The organism is Microbispora sp. H10836, assembly GCF_012999525.1.
In the GTDB taxonomy this organism is placed as follows: Bacteria; Actinomycetota; Actinomycetes; order Streptosporangiales; family Streptosporangiaceae; genus Microbispora.
The window spans coordinates 37,477-57,442 of sequence record NZ_JABBWU010000011.1 but is presented as its reverse complement, the minus strand read 5'-3'; the positions used below and the strand labels follow the sequence as shown (position 1 = coordinate 57,442).

Below are 19,966 nucleotides of genomic sequence, written 5' to 3'. Positions count from 1 at the left end.
GTCCGTCAGGCGTCCGGAATCCACGAGCCGTGGAACCCCGCGGGCACCCGGCGCGGCAGCCGTACCGACGCCACCTGCGCCAGGTCCGCCGCGTCGAGCACCAGCAGCTCCGCACCGTGCCCGGTGCCCGCGATCGACAGCAGCCAGCCCTCGTCCTCGGCCTTCGCCCCCGATGCGGGGACGAACACTGCCTCGCCGGGCGAGCGCTCGCCGGTCTCGTACGCCCGGCTCGCACCGGTCGCGGTGTCGTACTTCAGGATCGCGCCCTTGCTGACGGCATAGATGTAGCGGCTGGTCAGACCGGTGCGCGCCTCGTTGATCGTGGGGAACTCGACGGCCAGGTCGTCGAGCGGCTCGTCCTTGGCGACGCCGGTGGCGGGGTCGAGGATCCAGCGGTGCAGGGCCGCGCCCCCCGTGTGGGCGGCCGGGTTGGCCGTGCCGCCGATGGTCGGCCAGAAGCCGCAGAACGCCCCCGGCGAGTAGCGCACGGCGTCGACGAGGACGCGCCCGTGCTCGTCCTCGCTCGCGTTGCCCACGTGGAAGACGTAGCAGGGGTCGATCTCGAACCACCGCACCTCGCCGGTCCTGCGGCTCATCACGCCCAGCCGCGCGCCGTAGGAGTCGTCCCACCGGTACGGCATGCCCCGGCCCACCAGGTCGAAGTCGAAGACGACCGGTAGGTCGAGCCACACCACGCGGTTCTCGGTGATCGCGAAGTCGTGGGCCATGGTGGGCCCGGGCACGTCCACCGGCCGGCTCTCCACCAGTTCGCCGCCCGCGGACAGGCGGTGGTAGGTGAGGTACGGCTCGGCCCAGCCGTACCCGAAGAAGTGCAGTTCCCCGGTGACCGGGTCCTCCTTCGGATGCGCGGTCATCGCCGTGGCCAGCCGCCCGCCGAAGTCGCACGGGCCGACCGTGTCGAGCTCCGGCGTCATCACGTACGGCAGGCCGTTCTCCACGAGCGCGAGGATCTTGTCGGCGTGCCGGATGACGTGCGTGTTGGCGGGGACGGCGGCGAGGTCCACGCCGTGCTCGTGCACGTAGGGCGCGCCGTCGAAGCGGGTGGTGCGCACCCAGCGGTTGCGGTACCACTCGGCCCGCCCGTCGCGCAGCCGGATGCCGTGGATCATGCCGTGGCCGACGAACCAGTGTCCCGGGTCCTCTCCGGGGCGGGGGTTGGGGCCGTTGCGGAAGTAACGGCCGGTGAGCTCGGGCGGCAGGGTCCCCTCGACGGGCAGGTCGAGGGCGTCGATCTCGTCGGGGACCGGGGCGAGGTGGCCGGTCAGGTAGGAGGCGGTCAGCTCTGTCATGTCGGGGGACTCCCTTCAGGCGGCGTAGCGGGCGCGGACGATCTGGGGGTAGCGGATGGTGAACAGGGCCGGCAGGGCGAAGCCGCAGACCTTCACCGCGATGATCGCGGCGGTGGCGTGCGGGGCCAGGGCGAACAGCAGGGCGAGACCGGCCGCGTTCAGCGTGAACCCGACGGCCCACACGGCGGTGATGACGGCGTTGACCCGGTAGAACAGCGGGGTCGCGTGCACCTCGGCGGGGGTGGTCCGGCGGGCGATGCCCATGGTGAACGGCTTGCCGATGGCCAGCGACCCCCAGGCGGTGAGGGCCAGCCAGGCCACCGACACGGCCGGGCCGTACTCGCCGAAGGGCGCCGGCGAGACCGTGAACGCGGTGAGCGTGAGACCGGCGAAGAAGACCCCCGAGCTGAGCTCGATGACCATCTCGTCCCAGCCGCGCCCCGCCCGGCGGTCGGCCGCGAGCAGCACGACCGAGACGAGGAGCGCGGCCGCGGCTCCGACTCTGGCCTCGCCGTTCGTGCTGAGGACGGCGAAGGCGATCCAGGGGAGGAAGGTGAGGACGTAACGGAGCACGGGAGGTTCCTTCAACGACGTTCCATGAGTGACATGTCGAAAGTAGAACCTCCACTCGCGACATGTCAACACAGGAATGTACGATCGGACCCATGAGCCTTCGTCATGCCATGCTCGGCCTGCTGTCGGCCGGGCCCGCCAGCGGGTACGACCTGCTGAAGACCTTCGAGATCTCCCTGGCCAGCGTCTGGCCCGCCACCCAGAGCCAGCTCTACGCCGAGCTCGGCCGGCTGTCCAGGGAGGGCCTGGTGCGGGTCGTCGCGGAGGGCCCGCGCGGGCGCAAGGAGTACGAGATCACCGAGGAGGGCCACACCGAGCTGCACCACTGGCTGGTCGAGGTGCCGCCCAACCAGACCCGGCGCAGCGACATGCTGCTGCGCGTCTTCTTCCTCGACCAGGTCGGCTCCGACGCCGCCCGCGGCTACCTGGAGCGACTGGCCGAGCGGGCCGTACACGAGCACGACCAACTCCGCGGCATCCGCGAGTTCGTCATCAGCGAGGGCGACGACGCACTGCGCCTGTACGGCGACATCGCCCTGGAGTGGGGTCTTCGCCTCACCGCCGCGCAGCGCGACTGGGCCGAGTGGGCGGCCGCCCGGGTGGCGGCGCTGGAGCAGCAGAAAGCCGGGCACACCGCGGCCGAGTGACGATTTTCCACGGAGCCCGCGGCCTCCCTCGGCCTCGACCAGACGCTTCGGCTCTGGAGGACACGACGCCTCCGCGAGCTCAGGCAGTCGCGGGCGGCGAGGCCGGGGGCCTGGCCTCCGGCCGCACGCTCACCGGGGCCGAGTGGCGTGCCTACCGGGCCGTGTGCGCCGCGTCCGGACGCCGGCAGGTCGGCCTGTCGTCAGTGGGTGGCCATGTCCACGAAGCGGCTGTAGTGGCCCTGGAAGGCCACCGTGACCGTGGCCGTCGGACCGTTACGGTGCTTGGCCACGATCAGGTCCGCCTCGCCCGCACGGGGCGACTCCCGCTCGTACGCGTCCTCCCGGTGCAGCAGGATGACCATGTCGGCGTCCTGCTCGATGGAGCCCGATTCACGCAGGTCCGACACCTGTGGACGCTTGTCCGTACGCTGCTCGGGACCACGGTTGAGCTGGGAGATCGCGATGACCGGCACCTCCAGCTCCTTGGCCAGCAGCTTCAGGGCCCGGGACAGCTCGGAGACCTCCTGCTGGCGGCTCTCGGTCTTCTTGGGCGAGCTCATGAGCTGGAGATAGTCGACGATCACGAAGCGCAGGTCATGACGCTGCTTCAGGCGGCGGCACTTCGCCCGGATCTCCATCATCGACATGTTCGGGGAGTCGTCGATGAACAGCGGCGCCTCGGCGACCTCGCCCATGCGGCGGGCCATCCGCGTCCAGTCGTCGTCGCTCATCATGCCCGAACGCATGGTGTGCAGCGCCACCCGCGCCTCGGCCGACAGCAGACGCATGGTGATCTCGTTGCGCGACATTTCCAGCGAGAAGACAACCGTGGTCATCCCATGCTTGATCGCCGCAGATCGGGCGAAATCCAGACCTAGTGTGCTTTTTCCGATCGCAGGTCGGGCGGCCACGACGATCATCTGGCCGGGGTGGAGGCCGTTGGTCAGGGCGTCGAGGTCCTGGAAGCCGGTCGGGACGCCGACCATCTGGCCGCCGCGGCTGCCGATGGCCTCGATCTCGTCCAGCGCCGACGGCATGATCTCCGCCAGCGGAAGATAGTCCTCGGAGGTGCGGCGCTCGGTGACCTTGTAGATCTCGGCCTGTGCGCGGTCGACCAGGTCGTCGACCTCCTCGCCCTGGCCGCCGTACCCGTAGGAGACGATGCGGGTGCCGGCCTCGATGAGGCGGCGCAGGACGGCCTGCTCCCGGACGATCTTCGCGTAGTAGCCGGCGTTCGCGGCGGTGGGCACGATCGCGGTCAGCGTGTGCAGGTAGGCGCCGCCGCCGACGCGGGCGACCTCGCCGCGCTTCTGCAACTCGTCGAAGACGGTCACCGAGTCGGCGGGCTCGCCCCGGCCGTACAGGTCGGTGATCACTTCGAAGACGATCTGGTGGGCGGGCCGGTAGAAGTCGTCGGCGCGCAGCACCTCGATCACGTCGGCGATGGCGTCCTTGGACAGCAGCATGCCGCCCAGGACCGACTGCTCGGCCTCGATGTTGTGCGGCGGCGTCCGCTCGAACATCGAATCGGAGCCTCCCGGTCCCCCCGGGAAGTCGAGCACGCTCACCTCACACCCCCTGCCCGGTGGTCACAGCATCACCAGCCCGGTGCGCAAGTCTCCCCAAGCGCAGGGGTGCGCGGCAACTTGACCAGTGGACAACCCTGTGGACAACGTGTGCAGTCCGTGCGTGGGACATGTGAAAACCCTGGGGACGATCCTGTGGACAGAGATGTGGCCGCATCGCGAAAGTCCGCTCCCACCAGGGATTTCGGTATCCACGGCCTGTGGAAGGAAGAAACTCACCGAAGTTTTTGATACCGATCGAGCATCGCTCCGTAAGCCGCAAAATAGGCTTATGCCACTTACCTCCGGAACGGGACACGGCCGTGCCCGCGACAGGGAGATCCTCAGGCTCGCGATCCCGGCATTCGGGGCACTGGTAGCCGAGCCGCTCTTCCTGCTCACCGACTCCGCCATCGTCGGCCACCTCCCCGATCCTGCGCTCGGCGCTCTCGGCGTGGCCAGCGCGGCCCTGTCCGCTCTCGTCGGGCTGTGCGTGTTCCTCGCGTACGCCACCACGGCCGCGGTCGCACGGCGGCTGGGGGCGGGGGACGTCAGGCAGGCGATGCGCCAGGGGATGGACGGCCTGTGGCTGGCCGCGATCATCGGTCTGGCCGTCAGCGTGGCGTGCTGGCCTCTTGCTCCGTTTATCGTACACCTGTTCGGAGCGACGGGCGAGCTCGCCGCACAGGCCGTCACCTATCTGCGCATCAGCCTCCTAGGCACCCCCGGCATGCTGCTGATCCTCGCCGGCACCGGCGTCCTGCGCGGGCTGCAGGACACCCGTACGCCGCTGGCCGTGTCCGTCGCGTCGTTCGCGCTCAACGGCCTGCTCAACATCTGGTTCGTGCTCGGCCTGGGCTGGGGGATCGCCGGGTCGGCCTGGGGCACGGTCGTCGCGCAGTCCCTCGCCGCCGCGACGTACCTCGCGATCGTCGTGCGGACCGCCCGCGCGCACGGCGCCTCGCTGCTGCCCGACCTCGCCGGGGTGCGGGCCGCCGGCACTGCCGGCTTCGCCCTGGTCGTCCGTACGGCATGCCTGCAGGCCGTGCTGCTCGTCGCCACCGGGCTCGCGACCCGCATGGGCGACGACCAGATCGGCGCGCACACGATCGCCGCCCGGATCTGGACGTTCCTCGCCTTCGCCCTGGACGCCATCGCCATCGCGGGGCAGGCCATCACGGGCCGCGCGCTGGGCGCGGGCGACACCGAGGGCACCCGTGCGGCCACCCGGCGCATGGTCATGTGGGGCGTCGCGTGCGGCGTCGCCTTCTGCGGGGCGGTCCTGCTGGCGCGCCCGCTGGTCCCGGCCCTGTTCGACGCGCAGGGCGAGGCGGCCGCCGAGCTGCTCGCCGTGCTGTGGCCGGTCGCGCTCCTGCAGCCGGTCGCGGGCGTCGTGTTCGTCTTGGACGGGGTCCTCATCGGGGCGGGCGACCAGCGCTACCTGGCCTGGGCGGGGCTGTGGACGACGCTGGCCTACCTGCCGTTCGCCGCCGTCGCCGGCAGCCTGGTCGGCCTGTGGCTCGCGCTGGGCGCCTGGATGGCCGCCCGGCTCGTCACGCTCGCCCGCCGCGCGTACGGCACCGCCTGGATGGTCACCGGCGCCTCGCGGACCGCCGCCTGACATCACATGCGGCGGGCCTCCAAGACGCGCTGGAGGAACGCCCGGGTGCGGGGGTGCTCCGGTGCGCTGAAGATCTGCTCGGGCGGACCGCTCTCCAGCAGCACGCCACCTTCGAGGAAACACACGGTGTCGGCGATGTCGCGGGCGAAGCCCATTTCGTGGGTGGCCAGGATCATCGTCATCCCGGTCTCCTTCAGCTCGCGGATCACCCCGAGCACCTCGGTGACCAGCGTGGGGTCGAGCGCGGAGGTGACCTCGTCGAGCAGGAGCAGGCGGGGGTCGGTCGCGACCGCGCGGATGACGGCCACCCGCTGCTGCTGACCGCCGGACAGACGGTCGGGATACTCCCCCGCCTTGTCGGCCAGCCCGAACCGGTCGAGCAGCTCCCGTGCCCTGGCCTCGGCCTTCTCGGGGCGCACGCCGTGCACCTTTCGGGGTGCGAGCGTGATGTTGTCGAGCACGGTCATGTGCGGGAACAGGTTGTAGGCCTGGAACACCATCCCGATGCGGCGGCGGACGTCGTCCGCATCGGCCCGGACGTCGGTGATCTCGGTGTCGTCGAGGTAGATGGCGCCGTCGTCGATCGTCTCCAGCAGGTTGACGCAGCGCAGCAGCGTCGACTTGCCCGAGCCGGAGGCCCCGATCAGGCAGACGACCTCGTGCGGCGCGACCTCCAGGTCGATCCCGCGCAGCACGCTCAGCCCGTGATAGTGCTTCCAGACGCCTTCGACCTTGAGCAGGCTCATGCCGTGCCGCCTCCCGTCCGGCGCCGGGCGGCCCGCGCGGCGAGATGGTCGGTGAACCGCGCCATCGGCACCGTCAGCAGGATGAACAGCAGCGCGGCGACCAGGTAGGGGGTGTAGTTGAAGGAGGAGGCAGCGTGGATCTGCGCCTGCCGCAGCGCCTCCAGCGGGCCGAGCACGGCGACCAGCGCGGTGTCCTTCTGCAGCGAGGTGAAATCGTTGAGCAGCGGCGGGATCACCCGGCGGACGGCCTGCGGCAGCACCACGTGACGCATGGTCTGCCCGTGGCTCAGGGCCAGCGACCGCGCCGCCGCCCGCTGGCTGGGATGCACCGACTCGATCCCCGACCGGAACACCTCCGCGACGTACGCGCCGTAGGACAGCACGAGCGCGATGATGCCGAGCGTGACCGGGTCGCTCGGCGCGCCCTGCAACTGGAGCGCGGGGATGCCGAATCCGACCAGGTAGACGAGCAGGATGGTCGGGATGCCGCGGAAGACGTCGGTGTAGAGCACGGCCAGCGCGCGCAGCGGGAAGAACACCGGCGCGCGCAGGCCGCGCACCAGCGCGACGAGGAGGCCCACCACCAGGATCAGCGGCTCGGCGATGAGGAAGATCTTGATGTTGAGCAGGAAGCCGCGCAGCACGTCGGGCAGCGCGGCGACGAACGCCTCGGGGCTGAAGAACAACTCCTGGACCCGCGGCCATCCCGGCGACGAGGTGACCACGACGATCAGCGTGACGACCACGACGATCGTGGACGCGGTGGCGACCGACATCGACCGCCGCCCGCGGGCGCGCAGGTCCGCCTCCCGGCGACGCTGCCGCTCGCTCTTCACCCACACGGGCGACTCGGCGTGCTCCGGCATCCCCGGCGACGCGGCGGATTGCCCGTCGGTCACTTGAGCTCCGGAGCGCCCGCGGCGGCGGTCAGCCACTGGCTCTCGATCTGCGCCAGCTCGCCGGACGACTTCAGGTCGCCGAGCGCCTTGTCGACGCAGCTCACCAGCGGGCTGCCCTTCTGGAACAGCAGGCCGAACTCCTCGGGCTGTCCACTGTTCGCGGCGAACTGGCCGACGATCTTCGAGCCCTCCACCTGGGCGGCGGTGACGTAGAAGGCGGTCGGCAGGTCGACGACGATGGCGTCGATCTGCTTGTTCTTCAGCGCGTTGACGGCGTCGACCTGCTGGTTGAACACGCTCGGGTCCTTGGCGGGCTGGATGACCGACCGCACCGCCTCCAGCGCGGTGGTGCCGGCCTGGACGCCGATCTTGGCGTCCTTGAGCTCGGCGAGGCTCGTGGCGGAGGCGAACTTCGTACCGTCGAGGGCCACCACGCCCTGCTTGACCGTGTAGTAGCCCTGGCTGAAGTCGACGGCCTTGGCCCGGCTGGGGGTGATGGAGATCTGGTTGACGTCGAAGTCGAACTGCTTGGGCCCGGGGGCGAACGACGAGTCGAACGGCACGACCGCCCAGGCGACCTCGTCCTTGGTGAAGCCCATCTTCTCGGCCACCGCGTAGGCGACCGCGCTCTCGAAGCCCTGGCCGTTGGAGGGGTCGTCATCCTTGAACCACGGCTCGTACGCCGGCTTGTCGGTGCCGATCGTGAGCTTGCCGGCAGTGGTGAGCTTCAGGTTCTCCTTCGCGCACGCGTTCGCGGCCGCGGAACCGGCCGGGCTCGCGGCGCCGCTCGCGGTGGTGGAGGTGTCGTTCGCCGGTGCGCAGGCGGCGGCCGCCAGCACAAGGGCGCCGGACGCCAGCAGGAGAGTAGGACGGCGCATCACAGCCTCCATCGGGGGGACTTACCACGAAATCCGCTGAATCGGACGGCAAGATACTAGCGTTCCGTATAACCCTTGTTTACCTGAGGGGAATCGCCTCGCCGCCCGCGTCCTGCGGGGAAGAACCGCGAAGGGCCCCTCTCCGGCGTACGGAGAAGGGCCCTCGACGGGCTGCGACGGGTGTCAGCCCGCGACCACCTCGATGTCGACGGTGGCGGCGACCTCCGGGTGCAGCCGGACGCTCACCTTGTGGGTGCCGACGCTCTTGATCGCGTTGCCGATCTCGATGCGGCGGCGGTCGAGCTGCGGACCGCCGGCGGCCTTGACGGCCTCGGCGATGTCGCCGGTCGTGACCGAGCCGAACAGCCGGCCCGACTCGCCCGCGCGGGTCTTGAGCCGCACCTTGAGGGCGCCGAGCTGGCCGGCGACCTCCTTGGCGGAGCCCAGGTCACGGATCTCGCGGGCCGCACGCGCCTTCTTCAGCGAGGCGATCTGCGACTCGGCGCCGCGGGTCCACCGAATGGCGAAGCCACGGGGAATGAGGTAGTTGCGGCCGTAGCCGTCCTTGACCTCGACGATGTCGCCGGGGGCGCCGAGGCCGGAGACCTCAGTGGTGAGGATGAGCTTCATTTGTCCTGAGTCTCCTTTCTCAGCGCGCGGTGCTCGTGTACGGCAGCAGGGCCATCTCACGGGCGTTCTTGATAGCGGTCGCCACGTCGCGCTGGTGCTGGGTGCAGTTGCCCGTCACCCGGCGGGCACGGATCTTGCCGCGGTCGGAGATGAACTTCCGCAGCAGCCCCGTGTCCTTGTAGTCGACGTAGGAGATCTTGTCGTGGCAGAAAAGGCAAACCTTCTTCTTGGGTTTGCGAATCGCCGGCTTCGCCATCGTGGTGCTCCTCTCAGAGCCCCGCATGAAGCGGGAATGGTCGCTCGGTTGTGTTTACAGTGGGTGGGACCGGAAGGGCCCGACCTAGAAGGGCGGCTCGTCGCTGAAGTCGCCGCCGAAGCCGCCACCGCCCTGCGGGCCGCCGAAGCCACCGCCGCCACCGCCGCCGCCGCCGAAGCCCCCCTGGGGAGCGGGCGCCGCGGTCGCCCACGGGTCGTTCGCCGGGCCGCCGAAGCCGCCGCCACCACCACCGCCCTGGCGCGTGGTCTTGTTGACCTTCGCCGTGGCGTTGCGCAGCGAGGGGCCGACCTCGTCGACCTCGACCTCGTAGACCGTGCGCTTCTCGCCTTCCTTGGTCTCGTACGACCGTTGGCGCAGCCGTCCCTGCACGATCACCCGCATGCCGCGCTGGAGGCTCTCGGCGACGTTCTCCGCCGCCTGCCGCCAGACGTTGCAGGTGAGGAACAGGCCCTCGCCGTCCTTCCACTCGTTGGTCTGCTTGTCGAGAAACCGCGGAGTGGACGCGATGCGGAACCGGGCCACGGCCTGCCCCGTCGGGGTGAAGCGCAGCTCCGGGTCGTCGACAAGGTTGCCGACGATGGTGATCTGTGTGTCGCCTGCTGCCATCGGTCGCTTTCGCCTTCCTATCCCGTCAGCTGAGCCGTCAAGGGCTCAGAGTACGGCCCGGGCCCGACAAACCGCCGGGCTTCGGGGTTCTGCCAGTTGAGCTCAGTGAAGCTCGGGGCGGATGACCTTGGTGCGGAGGATGCCCTCGTTCAGGTTGAGCTGGCGGTCCAGCTCCTTCACGGTGGCGGGCTCGGCGGTCAGGTCGACCACGGCGTAGATGCCCTCGGACTTCTTGGCGATGTCGTAGGACAGGCGGCGACGGCCCCAGACGTCGACCTTCTCCACGGTGCCGCCGTCGTTGCGGACGACAGTGAGGAACTGGTCGAGCGACGGCTGCACGGTGCGCTCGTCGAGGGACGGGTCGAGAATGACCATCATCTCGTAGCGACGCATGAGTGATCCAACCTCCTCTGGACTCTTGCGGTCACGACGCCTTGCCGTGACAGGAGGACCCTGCGCTTCGGCCGGACGGCGATGCCCCCGGCCCTTATCAGACGCAGTCGAATAAGGCTACCAGCCACTTGGCCTCGCCCGTTCCGAAGAGCGAAACTGGAGGTCGGAGAGGGGGTAGGCGATGCCAGACGCCGTCGGCCGAAAAAGAGGGCACCCCGTCCACCTCACGTTGAACACGGACGGCAGGCCGCACCCGGCGGAGAACGCGATGACGATCGCGACGCTCGTGTGCGGCCTGGTGGCGTTCGTCACGGGCTTCATCGTGATGGCCCACATGATCGCGTCGTGGGTGGGCGCGATCGGGTTCTGGGGCGGACTGTACGCCCAGTTCGTCTCGTCGACCACGAGACAGCGCGCGCTGATCATCGTGGGGGTCGTGGGGTCGTTCGTCGGCGCCGCGCTGGGGATTGCGCACGGCGGCTTCTTCCCCCGCGGATTCTCACTGCGCGGCTGAGGAGCGGTGGCTCAGCCGCCGATGTGCAGGTCGACGCCGAGCAGCACGAGGAACCACAGGAAGACCGCGATCAGGGCCTGTGCGACCTGCCTGAGGAGAGTGGGGGTGATGTAGTCGTGGACCCAGGCCACGTAGAGCCCGACGAGGATGTAGATGAGAAGGAGGAAGCTGCCTAAGCGATATCTCATGCTCGTCTCCTTGAGGACGAAGTAGTATCGCGCGCGGGTTCTGGGGGCGCGTGAGACGCGACTGCCCTGATTCGCGCCTCTGAAACAGCGCGCCCTCTTGAAACGCTCTTGGAGAGCGCCTAGAGTTCGCCCTTCGCGTCGGCGGCCCCCCTCTCATCCAGGCAAGCAGTTGGAGGAACGGCATGGACAGCCACATCGGCGCCCGCTCGCGGATCGGGGCCCACGTCGACCAGGACGACCCGCTCGCGCACGCGGCCGCCCGTGACGCCGACGTGGTGCAGTTCTTCCTCGGCGACCCCCAGGGGTGGAAGAGCCCGGCGACACCCGCCACCGCCGACGCCCTGCGCGCGTCGGACGTGGACGTCTACGTGCACGCGCCGTACGTCATCAACGTGGCCACGGCGAACAACCGCATCCGCATTCCGAGCCGCAAGCTGCTCGACGCGCATCTGACGGCGGCGGCGGCCATCGGTGCCAAGGGCCTGATCGTCCACGGCGGGCACGTCAACGCCGGCGACGACCCGCAGACCGGCTTCGACAACTGGCGCAAGGTCTTCGAGCGCACCGAGTGCCCGATCCCGGTGCTGATCGAGAACACGGCCGGCGGCGGCAACGCGATGGCGCGCAAGCTGGAGCGCATCGCCCGGCTGTGGGACGCCGTGACGGCCGGCGCCCCCGATCCTTCGGTCGTCGGCTTCTGCCTGGACACCTGCCACTTCCACGCGGGCGGCGAGGAGCTCGCCGGGCTCGTGGAGCGGGTGAAGGCGATCACCGGCCGCATCGACCTCATCCACTGCAACGACTCGCGGGACGCCTTCGACTCCGGCGCCGACCGGCACGCCAACCTCGGCAGCGGGCAGATCGACCCCGAGTTGATCCTGGAGGTCTGCCGGACGGCCGGGGCGCCGATCGTGGTCGAGACGCCCTTTGAGGGCCAGGCCGACGACATCGCGTACCTGCGCAAGCACCTGTAGACGTTCGTCCACACCCTGTGGACAACTCTGCGGATTGAGAACCTCAGGCAGTGGGTACGGCTGTCTGAAGGTCCCACACGCCCCGCACCCGTCCGGGCTTGCGCGTGGCGCGCCACAACTGCACGTACGACGTGACCGCCGCGGCCAGGACGACGAGGTTGCGCACGACCAGCACGAGCGTCCCCGGCAGGGCGCCCGTCCAGCTGTAGTCCAACTCCATCCAGGGGTACATGATCCCCGTCAGCAGGGCGGCGACCAGGACGAGCAGGGCGGCCGGCCGCTGCGTCGGGCCGGGCCGGTCGCGCCGCACCGACAGGATGACGGCGGCGATGCCGACCACCCACACGAGATACTGCGGCGACAGCACCCGGCTGGTGGCGACCAGGAAGAGCACGGTGGTGAGCGCGGCGTCGTGGTACGACCGCGGGCTCGGGGCCGCGCGCAGCCACCACACGCCGACCAGGGCCAGCGCCACCGGGGTGGCGGCCAGGCTCAGCAGTGCCGTGGCGTTCGCGCCGGGGCCCACGACCTCCATCGCGCCGTGCTTGTAGGTGGTGTAGCCGTCCCACCAGCCGAGGGCCCGGGCGAGCGCGAACGGCGTGGCGGCCAGCGACTCGATCTGCAGGCCCCGCTCCTCCTGCGCGGTCAGGAAATCCAGTGCGTGCGGCACGACCAGGGCGGTCACGCCGCACCCCGCCACGGCGACGACGAGCGTGAGTCCGGACGCGGTCAGCAGTTCGCGCCAGCGCCGCAGGCCGGCGAGCAGCGCGACCGGCCACGCCTTCACCAGGAGCCCGACGCCGATCAGCGTCCCGCGCACCGCCGGACCGGCCGACGTCGTCAGCGCCAGCACCGCCACGAGCGTGACCATGAGGTCGTACCGGGCGAGGAGCACCGGGCCGAGCAGGGCCGCGCCGACGGTCCACGCCCACGGGCCCGTACGGCCGCCGCCGTGCCGCGGGCCCGAGGACCGCGAGGCTGAGAACCGCCACAGCAGGAGCAGGATCGCGAGGTCGCACAGCAGCGCCAGCAGCGAGAAGGCGACGTGGTAATCCAGCGGCAGCAGGCGGGGGGCGAGCAGCGGCAGCGCCGCGAACGGCGGGTACTGCCACTTCTCGTCACCCGCCGGGAACTCCCCCTCGGCCAGGACGTCGGACCAGTCGCGGTAGAGCGTGACGTCGTTGCTGAAGGCCTCGCCGTGCCCTGTCGGGATGGTCTGTGTCGCGACGAGGAGGAGCGCTCCCCGGGTCGCCGTCCAGACCAGCAGCAGGAGCCATGGCGGCCTCCGGCGCATCGCCGTCTCCCCCGTTCGTCGCACACACTCTCACGCGACGGTACGCGATGCCTCGGCTCGGACGGCTCCCGGCCGCGCCGCGAGGGGTGCCAAATCCGATGTAAGTTTCAGGGCTTCACACCGTCTCCGGCTGCTGCCGCGCGCCCCGCGCGAGGAGCGAACGGCGCAGGACGAGGCGGTCCTCGGCGCCGTCGAAGACCCCGCCCGACGGGTCGTCGGCGTCCGCCTGGCGTACGACGTCGTGCTCGGGCCGCAGGATGTCGCGGACGACGAGCGCCATGAGGATGACGATGGTCAGCGCCCGGGCCCAGACCGACAGGAAGTACGGGTCGTCGCCGATGCCGAGGGCGGGTTCGCCGGTCTGGGTGACCAGGTAGAGCCAGATCGAGAAGAAGTACCAGCACTCGGCGACCTGCCAGGCGGCCAGCGCGCCCCACCTGGGCCTGGCCAGCACCGCGAACGGCACCAGCCACAGGACGTACTGCGGCGACCACACCTTGTTGGTGATCATGAAGGCGGCCAGGGCGAGGAAGCACAGCTGCATCAGGCGCGGCCGTCGCGGCGCGGCGAGCGCCAGCACGGCGACGCCCAGCAGCAGCACCGCCAGCGCGGCCATGGCCATGGTGTTCAGCTTCTCCGGATCACCGAGAAAGGCCAGGAAGCCGGGCCTTTCCACGCCGAACCACTGGGTCTTCTGGAAGAAGAACCACAGCCCGCCCCAGTCGGCGCCGCGCTCGCTGCTGAACGCGTAGAACCGCTTCCAGCCCTCGAAGTTGACCAGCATGATCGGCACGTTCACCAGCAGCCACGTGAACGCCGCCGCGGCTGCCATCTTCAGGAACGGCACCCACTTGGCCGTGCGCACCGTGAGCAGGAACAACGCGCCGAAGAACATGAGCGGGTAGAACTTCGTGGCCACGGCGAGGGCCAGCAGCACGCCCGCGAGCCACGGCCGGTCCTTGGCCCAGGCCAGCAGGCCGCCGAGCGCCAGCGCCCCCGCGGCCAGGTCCCAGTTGATGTACGCGGTGAGGATGACGGCCGGGCCGACGGCGTACCAGAGGGCGTCCCAGCGGCGGGCCGGGCCCGCGAGCGCGGCCGTCAGCAGCACGCCCGCGACCAGCGAGATTCCCATGAGGACCACGGTGACGTCGTAGAACACGATCCCGTCGCCGCCCGCGAGCCGGCGGGCGAACTCCATGATCCCGCCGATGCCGACCGGGTATTCGACGGGGTAGTCGACGTAGGGAACCTTGCCCTCGTTGAGCTTCTCCGCCCAGAACAGCGGATAGATGTCGGTGTAGCAGAAGTTGGTGAACTGCCCGACACCGCCGTTCCAGGCTCCGCCGAACCGGCAGGGATACTTCCACAGGTACGCGAGAACGGCGCCGAGCCCCGCGAGAAGCCCGAGAGGCAGGTACGGCACCGCCCGCGCGGCGACCCCGGGCAGCGGGGCGGAGTCGTTCGTGGTCCGGGTCGTCATGCTCGGTATTGCACCATCCAACGCCTCGGATTGGCGACTCCGCCAACCGAAAGGGCCCGCGGCGGAGGTCGCCACGGGCCCTTCGGGAGTGCCTGATCGAGGCTCAGGCGCCGCTGCCGTCCTTGCCGGCGCCGGGCCCGGAGGGCATCGCCGCGGGGATGTTCAGCGGGACGTCGTTGCCGGCTCCTGGGCCGCCGTCCTGGCCGCCCTGGCCCGGGTCGTCGCCGAAGCCCCGGCCGCCACCGTGGCCGTTGTCACATCCCGGGCCGCCGTCATAGCAGCCGTTGTCGTCGAGGAAGTCGTTCGGGATGTCGTTGGGGAACCCGCCGTCGTCCGGTTCCGGGCTCGGCGTCGGCGTCGGGCTCGGCACGATGTTCTCCGGGCTGCCCAGCCCGGCCTTCTGCGGGAACTGCTCGACCGGCTTGCCGGCGAGCGCCTCCATCATGAACGTCCGCCAGATCGTGGTCGGCGGGCCGGCGCCCTCGAAGCCCAGCGACACCTCCTTGACATGGGTGTACGGGTTGTTGGGGCCGTACTTCTTGCTCGGTTTCCCCCCGGGGGTGGTCGGGCAGTTGGAGTACAGCGGCTGCACGGTCTTGCCGCTCTTCGTCACGCACTGCTCGCGGTACATGCCGACCGCGACCGACAACTGCGGGGTGAAGCCGACGAACCAGGCTTCCTTCTCGTCGTTGTTGGTGCCGGTCTTGCCGGCGGCCGGGCGGCCGATACCCTTGCCCGCCGCCGTGCCCGACTTGAGGACCTCCTCCATCGCCGCCACGGAGTCGGCCGCCGCCTCGGGCGTGATCACCTGCTTGACCTCACGCCGCTCGGCGATCACGACGTCCTTGTCCTTCCGGACCTCCTTGACGACGTGGTAGTCGACGTGTTTGCCCTCGTTGGCGAAGATCGAGTAACCGGCGGCCTGCTCAACGGGGGTGACCAGGGCGCTGCCGATGGAGAACTGGTACTTGTGCTCCTTGATGTCGTTCTCCAGCCGGCTCTTGTCGAGGCCGGCCTCCTCCGCGATCTGCTTCACCGCGCTGAGCTGCCCGATCGTGCCGTTCGCCTCGTCGAGCTTGTACGCCATCGAGGCGAAGGCCGTGTTGATCGAGTGCGAGGTCGCGTAGATGGCGTTGATGGCGGCGGGCACCGAGTGACCGTTGGTGATACCGCCCTTCGCCTGGCCCGGCAGTTCCTTGGGCACGGTCTGGTTGCCGGGCAGCCAGCTGTTCAGGCTGTAGCCGGCGTCCAGCCAGGCGGCCAGCACGTATGGCTTGAACGCCGAGGCGGCCTGCTTCTTGGAGTCGAACGGCTCGTTCCAGGGGTCCTTGACGTAGTCGTTGCCGCCATAGAACGCGAGCACACGCCCAGTCTGGGGATCCACGGCGGCCAGACCGGCGTGGAACTCCTTCGACATGGTGGAGGTGGTGGCGGTCACCGCCTTTTTGGCGGCCTGCATGAGCCTCTTGTCGAAAGTCGAAATGATCTTGTAGCCGCCGCTCCTGACCTGGTCGGGCGACAGGTTCATCCGGGTCTTCAGCTCCTGCAGCACCTGGATGACCATGTAGCCCTTGAGGCCGCCGAGGTAGTTGGCGTTGCTCTCCTTGACGGGCTTGGGGAACTTGGCCGTGCCCGGCAGCTCGCCGTACTTGGCCGGGTCGAGGGCCGCCATGGCGTTGATGACATCCTTGAACCGGCCCTGCAGCTGCGGGGAGTCGGCGTCCAGCGCCGGCGTCTGGATGCGCGCGGCGAGATAGGCGCCCTGCTCCGGGGTGAGCTGGTCGACGTGCTTCTTGAAGTACGCCATCGCGGCGGCCTCGATGCCGTACGCGCGCCCGAAGTTCACCGTGTTGAGGTACTGCAGCAGGATCTGATCCTTGGTCATCTCCTGGTCGAGTTTGACCGCGACGAAGATCTCCTTGAACTTCCGCTTGATCGAGACTTCCTGGCTGAGGCCGTCGTAGTAGTTGCGGGCCATCTGCTGGGTGATCGTCGAGGCGCCCTGGAGCTGCTGGCCGGTCGCGGTCATCCAGACCGACCGGACCATGCCGGGGATGGAGATGCCGGAGTCGTCGCGGAAGGTCTTGTTCTCGATCGCGATGACGGCGTCCTGGACGTGCCGCGGCACCTTCTTGATGTCGTTCACGATGACGCGCGGGGTGCCGACCTTGGCGATCAGCGTCTTGCCGTCGTTGTAGTAGATGGCGCTGCCCTCGGCGATCGCGTCCGCCTGGGTCGCGGTCGGCGTCGGGGTGTTGGCGTACGCCACCGCGATCATGCCGAAGGTGCCGACGGCCAGCACGGTGAAGGCCGCCACGAGGATCTTCCAGCTCGGCAGGAAGCGCTTCCAGCCCGTACGGCGCGGCTTCTCGTCGTCCTCGTCGAAGTCGTCGAAGTCGCGCGGGTCCCGCGGGCCGCGCCCGCCGGGCCCCTCGGGGCCGCCCGGTCCACCCGGGCCGCCGGGGCCGCGGCCGCCCCGGGCCGGGGGCCTGCGGCGACGGCCGCCGGTCTGGATCGCCTCGGTGCTCTGCCCGTCGGCATCCCCGCGGCGGCCACCCGCCGGCATGCCCATCGCCTGGGTGCGCTCGTCGGCGCCGGGGACGCCGGGGCGGCCGGGACCACCGAGACCGGCGGGACCGCCGGCGTAACGCGGGTCACGGCCCATCGGTCCGCGAGGTCCCTGCTGGGGTCCCCGCTGGGGTCCCTGTGCCGGTCTCTGCGGCGGGCCCGGGGGCACCGCGTTCATCGCCGCGGTGTCCTCGAAGGCCGCGGCCTCCCGCCGGCGCTGCTCCGGTCCTGCGGGCCGGGCATCGCGCGGCGACTGCGGAGCCGGGCCCCTGCCGGGCTGTCGCGGCGGAGCGGGCTCGCCGTACTCGTCGGATTCCCGGGCCGAGCGACGACGGCGCCCAGGGCGGGATGATCCACCGGAGCCCGAGGCGTCCTCGGGACGGCCGGTCGGCTCCGGTCCGTAGCTGCTGTTAGTCACGCGTCCTCGTCAGGTGTTTCGGGGAATGAATCGACGTCGGCCGGCAGGCCGGCGGGCAGTCCTCCTGGAGGTGGAGGTCGCCTACGAAGAAGGGCCCGGGGGATCGGCTGTTCCGAGGACGAACGACACCGCCAGGTGGTTCCAGGAACAACCTTGGCAGACCTCCACCACGTAGACCCGGAATTCGCGGTATTCCCGAGCCATCGCGCTGAGCTCGGCCAGCCCTTTCGCCTGGCCGGCCGCCCGTCCTAGTTCGTCCCCATATACGTATGTGACGTTGGTCACGTTCATTCGTTCACATATGGGGCAGATGCGGCTCGTGGGCTCTCCGTGGAACCGAGCCGCGCGCAGCAGATAAGGGTGGGCGTCGCACACCTCCCGTGCCCGCATGCGGCCGGTGCGGACGGACTGCACGGCCGCCCGCTTCGCGAGGCCGTAGTCCACGACCGACCGCTGTGACCACATACGGCCAGATTACGGCCCTTTGCCAAATCTTGCCCAACCGTTGACCCGTTGCCATATATGACGCCCCGACGTATCCTGCGGATGTATCGAGTCGATACATCGGTCGGACACAGGAGGTGGTTCCAGTGACGGGCTCTCGTGGAGGTGTGCTGGAGCTCGCCGTCCTGGGATCGCTGCACGAAACGCCGCTACACGGCTACGAGCTGCGCAAACGGCTCAACACGCTGCTCGGCATGTTCCGTGCGTTCTCCTATGGCTCGCTGTATCCCTGCCTCAGGGGCCTGCTGAACGAGGGCCTCATCGCCGAGGAGGAGCCTCCTGAGGACACGGTTCTCGGCCGCAGGTCGAAGATCGTGTACAAGATCACAGCGGAGGGGAAGGAGCGGTTGCAGGAGCTGCTCAGCCAGTCGGGCCCGTCCTCCTGGGAGGACGAGAGCTTCGGCATCCACTTCGCCTTCTTCCGCCATACGGAGGCGGAGGTGCGCCTGCGCATCCTGGAGGGCCGCCGCAGCCGCCTGGAGGAACGACTCGACCGTGTCCGCGAGGCTCTCGCCCGTACGAGAGAGCGCCTGGACAGCTACACGCTTGAGCTCCAGCGCCACGGGCTGGAGTCGGTCGAGCGCGAGGTCCGCTGGCTCAACGAGCTCATCGACTCGGAACGACGGAGCCGATCGGCTCCCGGCGAGGGGGATCACCCCCCGGATCCCGCGCAAGCCGTACAGGAAGAGACCCAGAGGGCGGACACGCCCGAGGCAGATAGGTAAAGGAGCGAGTGCTATGGGTTCGGTGCGCGTAGCCATCGTCGGTGTGGGCAACTGCGCCTCATCGCTGGTGCAGGGCGTCCACTACTACAAGGACGCGGATCCGGGCAGCCGTGTGCCGGGCCTCATGCACGTGCGGTTCGGCGACTACCACGTCGGCGACGTGGAGTTCGTCGCGGCCTTCGACGTGGACGCCAAGAAGGTCGGCCGTGACCTTTCGGAGGCCATCGTCGCCTCCGAGAACAACACGATCAAGATCTGCGACGTGCCGCCGCTCGGTGTCACCGTCCAGCGTGGCCCGACGTTCGACGGGCTGGGCACGTACTACCGCGAGATCATCGAGGAGTCGGACGAGCAGCCGGTCGACGTCGTCCAGGCGCTCAAGGACGCCCGGGTCGACGTCCTGGTGTCCTATCTCCCGGTGGGCTCGGAGGAGGCCGACCGCTTCTACGCGCAGTGCGCGATCGACGCCAAGGTGGCCTTCGTCAACGCGCTGCCGGTCTTCATCGCCTCCGACCCCGAGTGGGCCGCCAAGTTCACCGAGGCCGGCGTCCCGATCGTGGGCGACGACATCAAGTCGCAGGTCGGCGCCACGATCACGCACCGCGTGCTGGCCAAGCTGTTCGAGGACCGCGGAGTCGAGCTGCTGCGCACCTACCAGCTCAACTTCGGCGGCAACATGGACTTCATGAACATGCTGGAGCGCACCCGCCTCCAGTCCAAGAAGATCTCCAAGACCCAGTCGGTCACGTCGCAGATCCCGCACGAGATGGCCAAGGCCGACGTCCACATCGGCCCGTCCGACCACGTGCCGTGGCTGGACGACCGCAAGTGGGCCTACGTCCGCCTCGAGGGCAGGTCGTTCGGCGACACCCCGCTCAACCTGGAGTACAAGCTCGAGGTCTGGGACTCGCCCAACTCGGCCGGCATCATCATCGACGCGGTCCGCGCGGCCAAGATCGCCCTCGACCGGGGCGTCGGCGGCCCGCTGCTGTCGCCCTCGTCCTACTTCATGAAGTCGCCGCCGGAGCAGTACTCCGACGACGCCGCCCGCGAGGCCGTGGAGGAGTTCATCCGCGGCACGATCGAGCGCTGACGTCCGTCGTCCACCGCGTGTCCCGCCCCGGCTCCGTCGATCGGACCGGGGCGGTCCCACGTC

21 protein-coding genes are annotated in these 19,966 nt (G+C 69.7%); 6 read left to right on the top strand and 15 right to left on the bottom strand.

Annotated elements, in window-relative coordinates; translation table 11 throughout:
* Nucleotides 1-5 precede the first annotated feature (5 nt).
* Together HHX30_RS20750 and HHX30_RS20745 are read right to left on the bottom strand one after the other, a co-directional pair.
* Entirely contained in the window at nucleotides 6-1,310 is a 1,305-nt protein-coding gene (locus tag HHX30_RS20750) for a carotenoid oxygenase family protein (protein WP_169983629.1), read from the bottom strand.
* A 15-nt stretch (nucleotides 1,311-1,325) separates the two neighbouring features.
* A complete protein-coding gene (locus tag HHX30_RS20745) occupies nucleotides 1,326-1,883 on the bottom strand; it encodes a hypothetical protein (protein ID WP_169983628.1) in 558 nt (185 codons plus the stop codon).
* A gap of 92 nt (nucleotides 1,884-1,975) precedes the next feature.
* On the opposite strand from HHX30_RS20745, the gene HHX30_RS20740 reads away from it, so the two are divergent.
* Nucleotides 1,976-2,530, top strand: a complete 555-nt coding sequence (locus tag HHX30_RS20740) for a PadR family transcriptional regulator (protein ID WP_169983627.1) — start codon at nucleotides 1,976-1,978, stop codon at nucleotides 2,528-2,530.
* Between the two features lie 200 nt (nucleotides 2,531-2,730).
* Here HHX30_RS20740 and dnaB read toward each other — a convergent pair whose 3' ends face one another.
* Nucleotides 2,731-4,053, bottom strand: a complete 1,323-nt coding sequence (gene dnaB / locus HHX30_RS20735; protein WP_169983814.1) for a replicative DNA helicase — start codon at nucleotides 4,051-4,053, stop codon at nucleotides 2,731-2,733.
* Nucleotides 4,054-4,387: 334 nt separating this feature from the next.
* Between dnaB and HHX30_RS20730 the strand changes: the two genes are divergently transcribed.
* Entirely contained in the window at nucleotides 4,388-5,716 is a 1,329-nt protein-coding gene (locus HHX30_RS20730) for an MATE family efflux transporter (protein WP_169983626.1), read from the top strand.
* Between the two features lie 2 nt (nucleotides 5,717-5,718).
* Here HHX30_RS20730 and HHX30_RS20725 read toward each other — a convergent pair whose 3' ends face one another.
* From HHX30_RS20725 to rpsF, 7 genes are all read right to left on the bottom strand, one after another.
* Nucleotides 5,719-6,462, bottom strand: a complete 744-nt coding sequence (locus HHX30_RS20725; protein ID WP_211592288.1) for an amino acid ABC transporter ATP-binding protein — start codon at nucleotides 6,460-6,462, stop codon at nucleotides 5,719-5,721.
* Nucleotides 6,459-7,361: an amino acid ABC transporter permease gene (locus tag HHX30_RS20720; RefSeq protein WP_311922651.1), complete on the bottom strand. Its 903-nt coding sequence runs from the start codon at nucleotides 7,359-7,361 to the stop codon at nucleotides 6,459-6,461. Before HHX30_RS20720 ends, HHX30_RS20725 begins: the two co-directional genes overlap by 4 nt.
* A complete protein-coding gene (locus HHX30_RS20715) occupies nucleotides 7,358-8,239 on the bottom strand; it encodes an ABC transporter substrate-binding protein (RefSeq protein ID WP_169983625.1) in 882 nt (293 codons plus the stop codon). Before HHX30_RS20715 ends, HHX30_RS20720 begins: the two co-directional genes overlap by 4 nt.
* 183 nt (nucleotides 8,240-8,422) lie before the next feature.
* A complete protein-coding gene (rplI, locus tag HHX30_RS20710) occupies nucleotides 8,423-8,869 on the bottom strand; it encodes a 50S ribosomal protein L9 (protein ID WP_169983624.1) in 447 nt (148 codons plus the stop codon).
* 19 nt (nucleotides 8,870-8,888) lie between these two features.
* A complete protein-coding gene (rpsR, locus tag HHX30_RS20705; protein ID WP_030508621.1) occupies nucleotides 8,889-9,125 on the bottom strand; it encodes a 30S ribosomal protein S18 in 237 nt (78 codons plus the stop codon).
* Between the two features lie 84 nt (nucleotides 9,126-9,209).
* Entirely contained in the window at nucleotides 9,210-9,752 is a 543-nt protein-coding gene (locus tag HHX30_RS20700; protein ID WP_169983623.1) for a single-stranded DNA-binding protein, read from the bottom strand.
* A gap of 102 nt (nucleotides 9,753-9,854) precedes the next feature.
* Nucleotides 9,855-10,145, bottom strand: coding sequence for a 30S ribosomal protein S6 (gene rpsF, locus HHX30_RS20695; protein WP_030508619.1), 291 nt, complete (start codon nucleotides 10,143-10,145; stop codon nucleotides 9,855-9,857).
* 268 nt (nucleotides 10,146-10,413) lie between these two features.
* Between rpsF and HHX30_RS20690 the strand changes: the two genes are divergently transcribed.
* The gene (locus tag HHX30_RS20690) at nucleotides 10,414-10,659 is read left to right on the top strand and encodes a hypothetical protein (RefSeq protein WP_249350265.1); all 246 of its coding nucleotides are present in this window, start codon (nucleotides 10,414-10,416) and stop codon (nucleotides 10,657-10,659) included.
* 11 nt (nucleotides 10,660-10,670) lie between these two features.
* On the opposite strand, the gene HHX30_RS20685 is transcribed toward HHX30_RS20690, so the two are convergent.
* Entirely contained in the window at nucleotides 10,671-10,847 is a 177-nt protein-coding gene (locus tag HHX30_RS20685; RefSeq protein WP_169949047.1) for a hypothetical protein, read from the bottom strand.
* 182 nt (nucleotides 10,848-11,029) lie between these two features.
* Here HHX30_RS20685 and HHX30_RS20680 point away from each other — a divergent pair, with 182 nt between their 5' ends.
* Entirely contained in the window at nucleotides 11,030-11,821 is a 792-nt protein-coding gene (locus HHX30_RS20680) for a deoxyribonuclease IV (RefSeq protein WP_169983621.1), read from the top strand.
* Nucleotides 11,822-11,864: 43 nt separating this feature from the next.
* Here HHX30_RS20680 and HHX30_RS20675 read toward each other — a convergent pair whose 3' ends face one another.
* From HHX30_RS20675 to HHX30_RS20660, 4 genes are all read right to left on the bottom strand, one after another.
* Complete coding sequence (locus HHX30_RS20675; RefSeq protein WP_169983620.1) at nucleotides 11,865-13,115, bottom strand: glycosyltransferase 87 family protein; 1,251 nt, start codon at nucleotides 13,113-13,115, stop codon at nucleotides 11,865-11,867.
* A 115-nt stretch (nucleotides 13,116-13,230) separates the two neighbouring features.
* On the bottom strand, nucleotides 13,231-14,595 hold the full coding sequence (locus HHX30_RS20670) for a glycosyltransferase family 87 protein (protein WP_169983619.1): 1,365 nt from the start codon (nucleotides 14,593-14,595) through the stop codon (nucleotides 13,231-13,233).
* Nucleotides 14,596-14,698: 103 nt separating this feature from the next.
* Nucleotides 14,699-17,260 (bottom strand): transglycosylase domain-containing protein, encoded by a 2,562-nt coding sequence (locus HHX30_RS20665; protein WP_169983618.1) that lies wholly within the window; start codon nucleotides 17,258-17,260, stop codon nucleotides 14,699-14,701.
* A 402-nt stretch (nucleotides 17,261-17,662) separates the two neighbouring features.
* A complete protein-coding gene (locus tag HHX30_RS20660; RefSeq protein WP_169983617.1) occupies nucleotides 17,663-18,046 on the bottom strand; it encodes a DUF5318 family protein in 384 nt (127 codons plus the stop codon).
* 125 nt (nucleotides 18,047-18,171) lie between these two features.
* Here HHX30_RS20660 and HHX30_RS20655 point away from each other — a divergent pair, with 125 nt between their 5' ends.
* Together HHX30_RS20655 and HHX30_RS20650 are read left to right on the top strand one after the other, a co-directional pair.
* On the top strand, nucleotides 18,172-18,810 hold the full coding sequence (locus tag HHX30_RS20655) for a PadR family transcriptional regulator (RefSeq protein ID WP_030508612.1): 639 nt from the start codon (nucleotides 18,172-18,174) through the stop codon (nucleotides 18,808-18,810).
* A gap of 13 nt (nucleotides 18,811-18,823) precedes the next feature.
* Complete coding sequence (locus HHX30_RS20650) at nucleotides 18,824-19,903, top strand: inositol-3-phosphate synthase (protein ID WP_169983616.1); 1,080 nt, start codon at nucleotides 18,824-18,826, stop codon at nucleotides 19,901-19,903.
* Nucleotides 19,904-19,966: the final 63 nt, after the last annotated feature.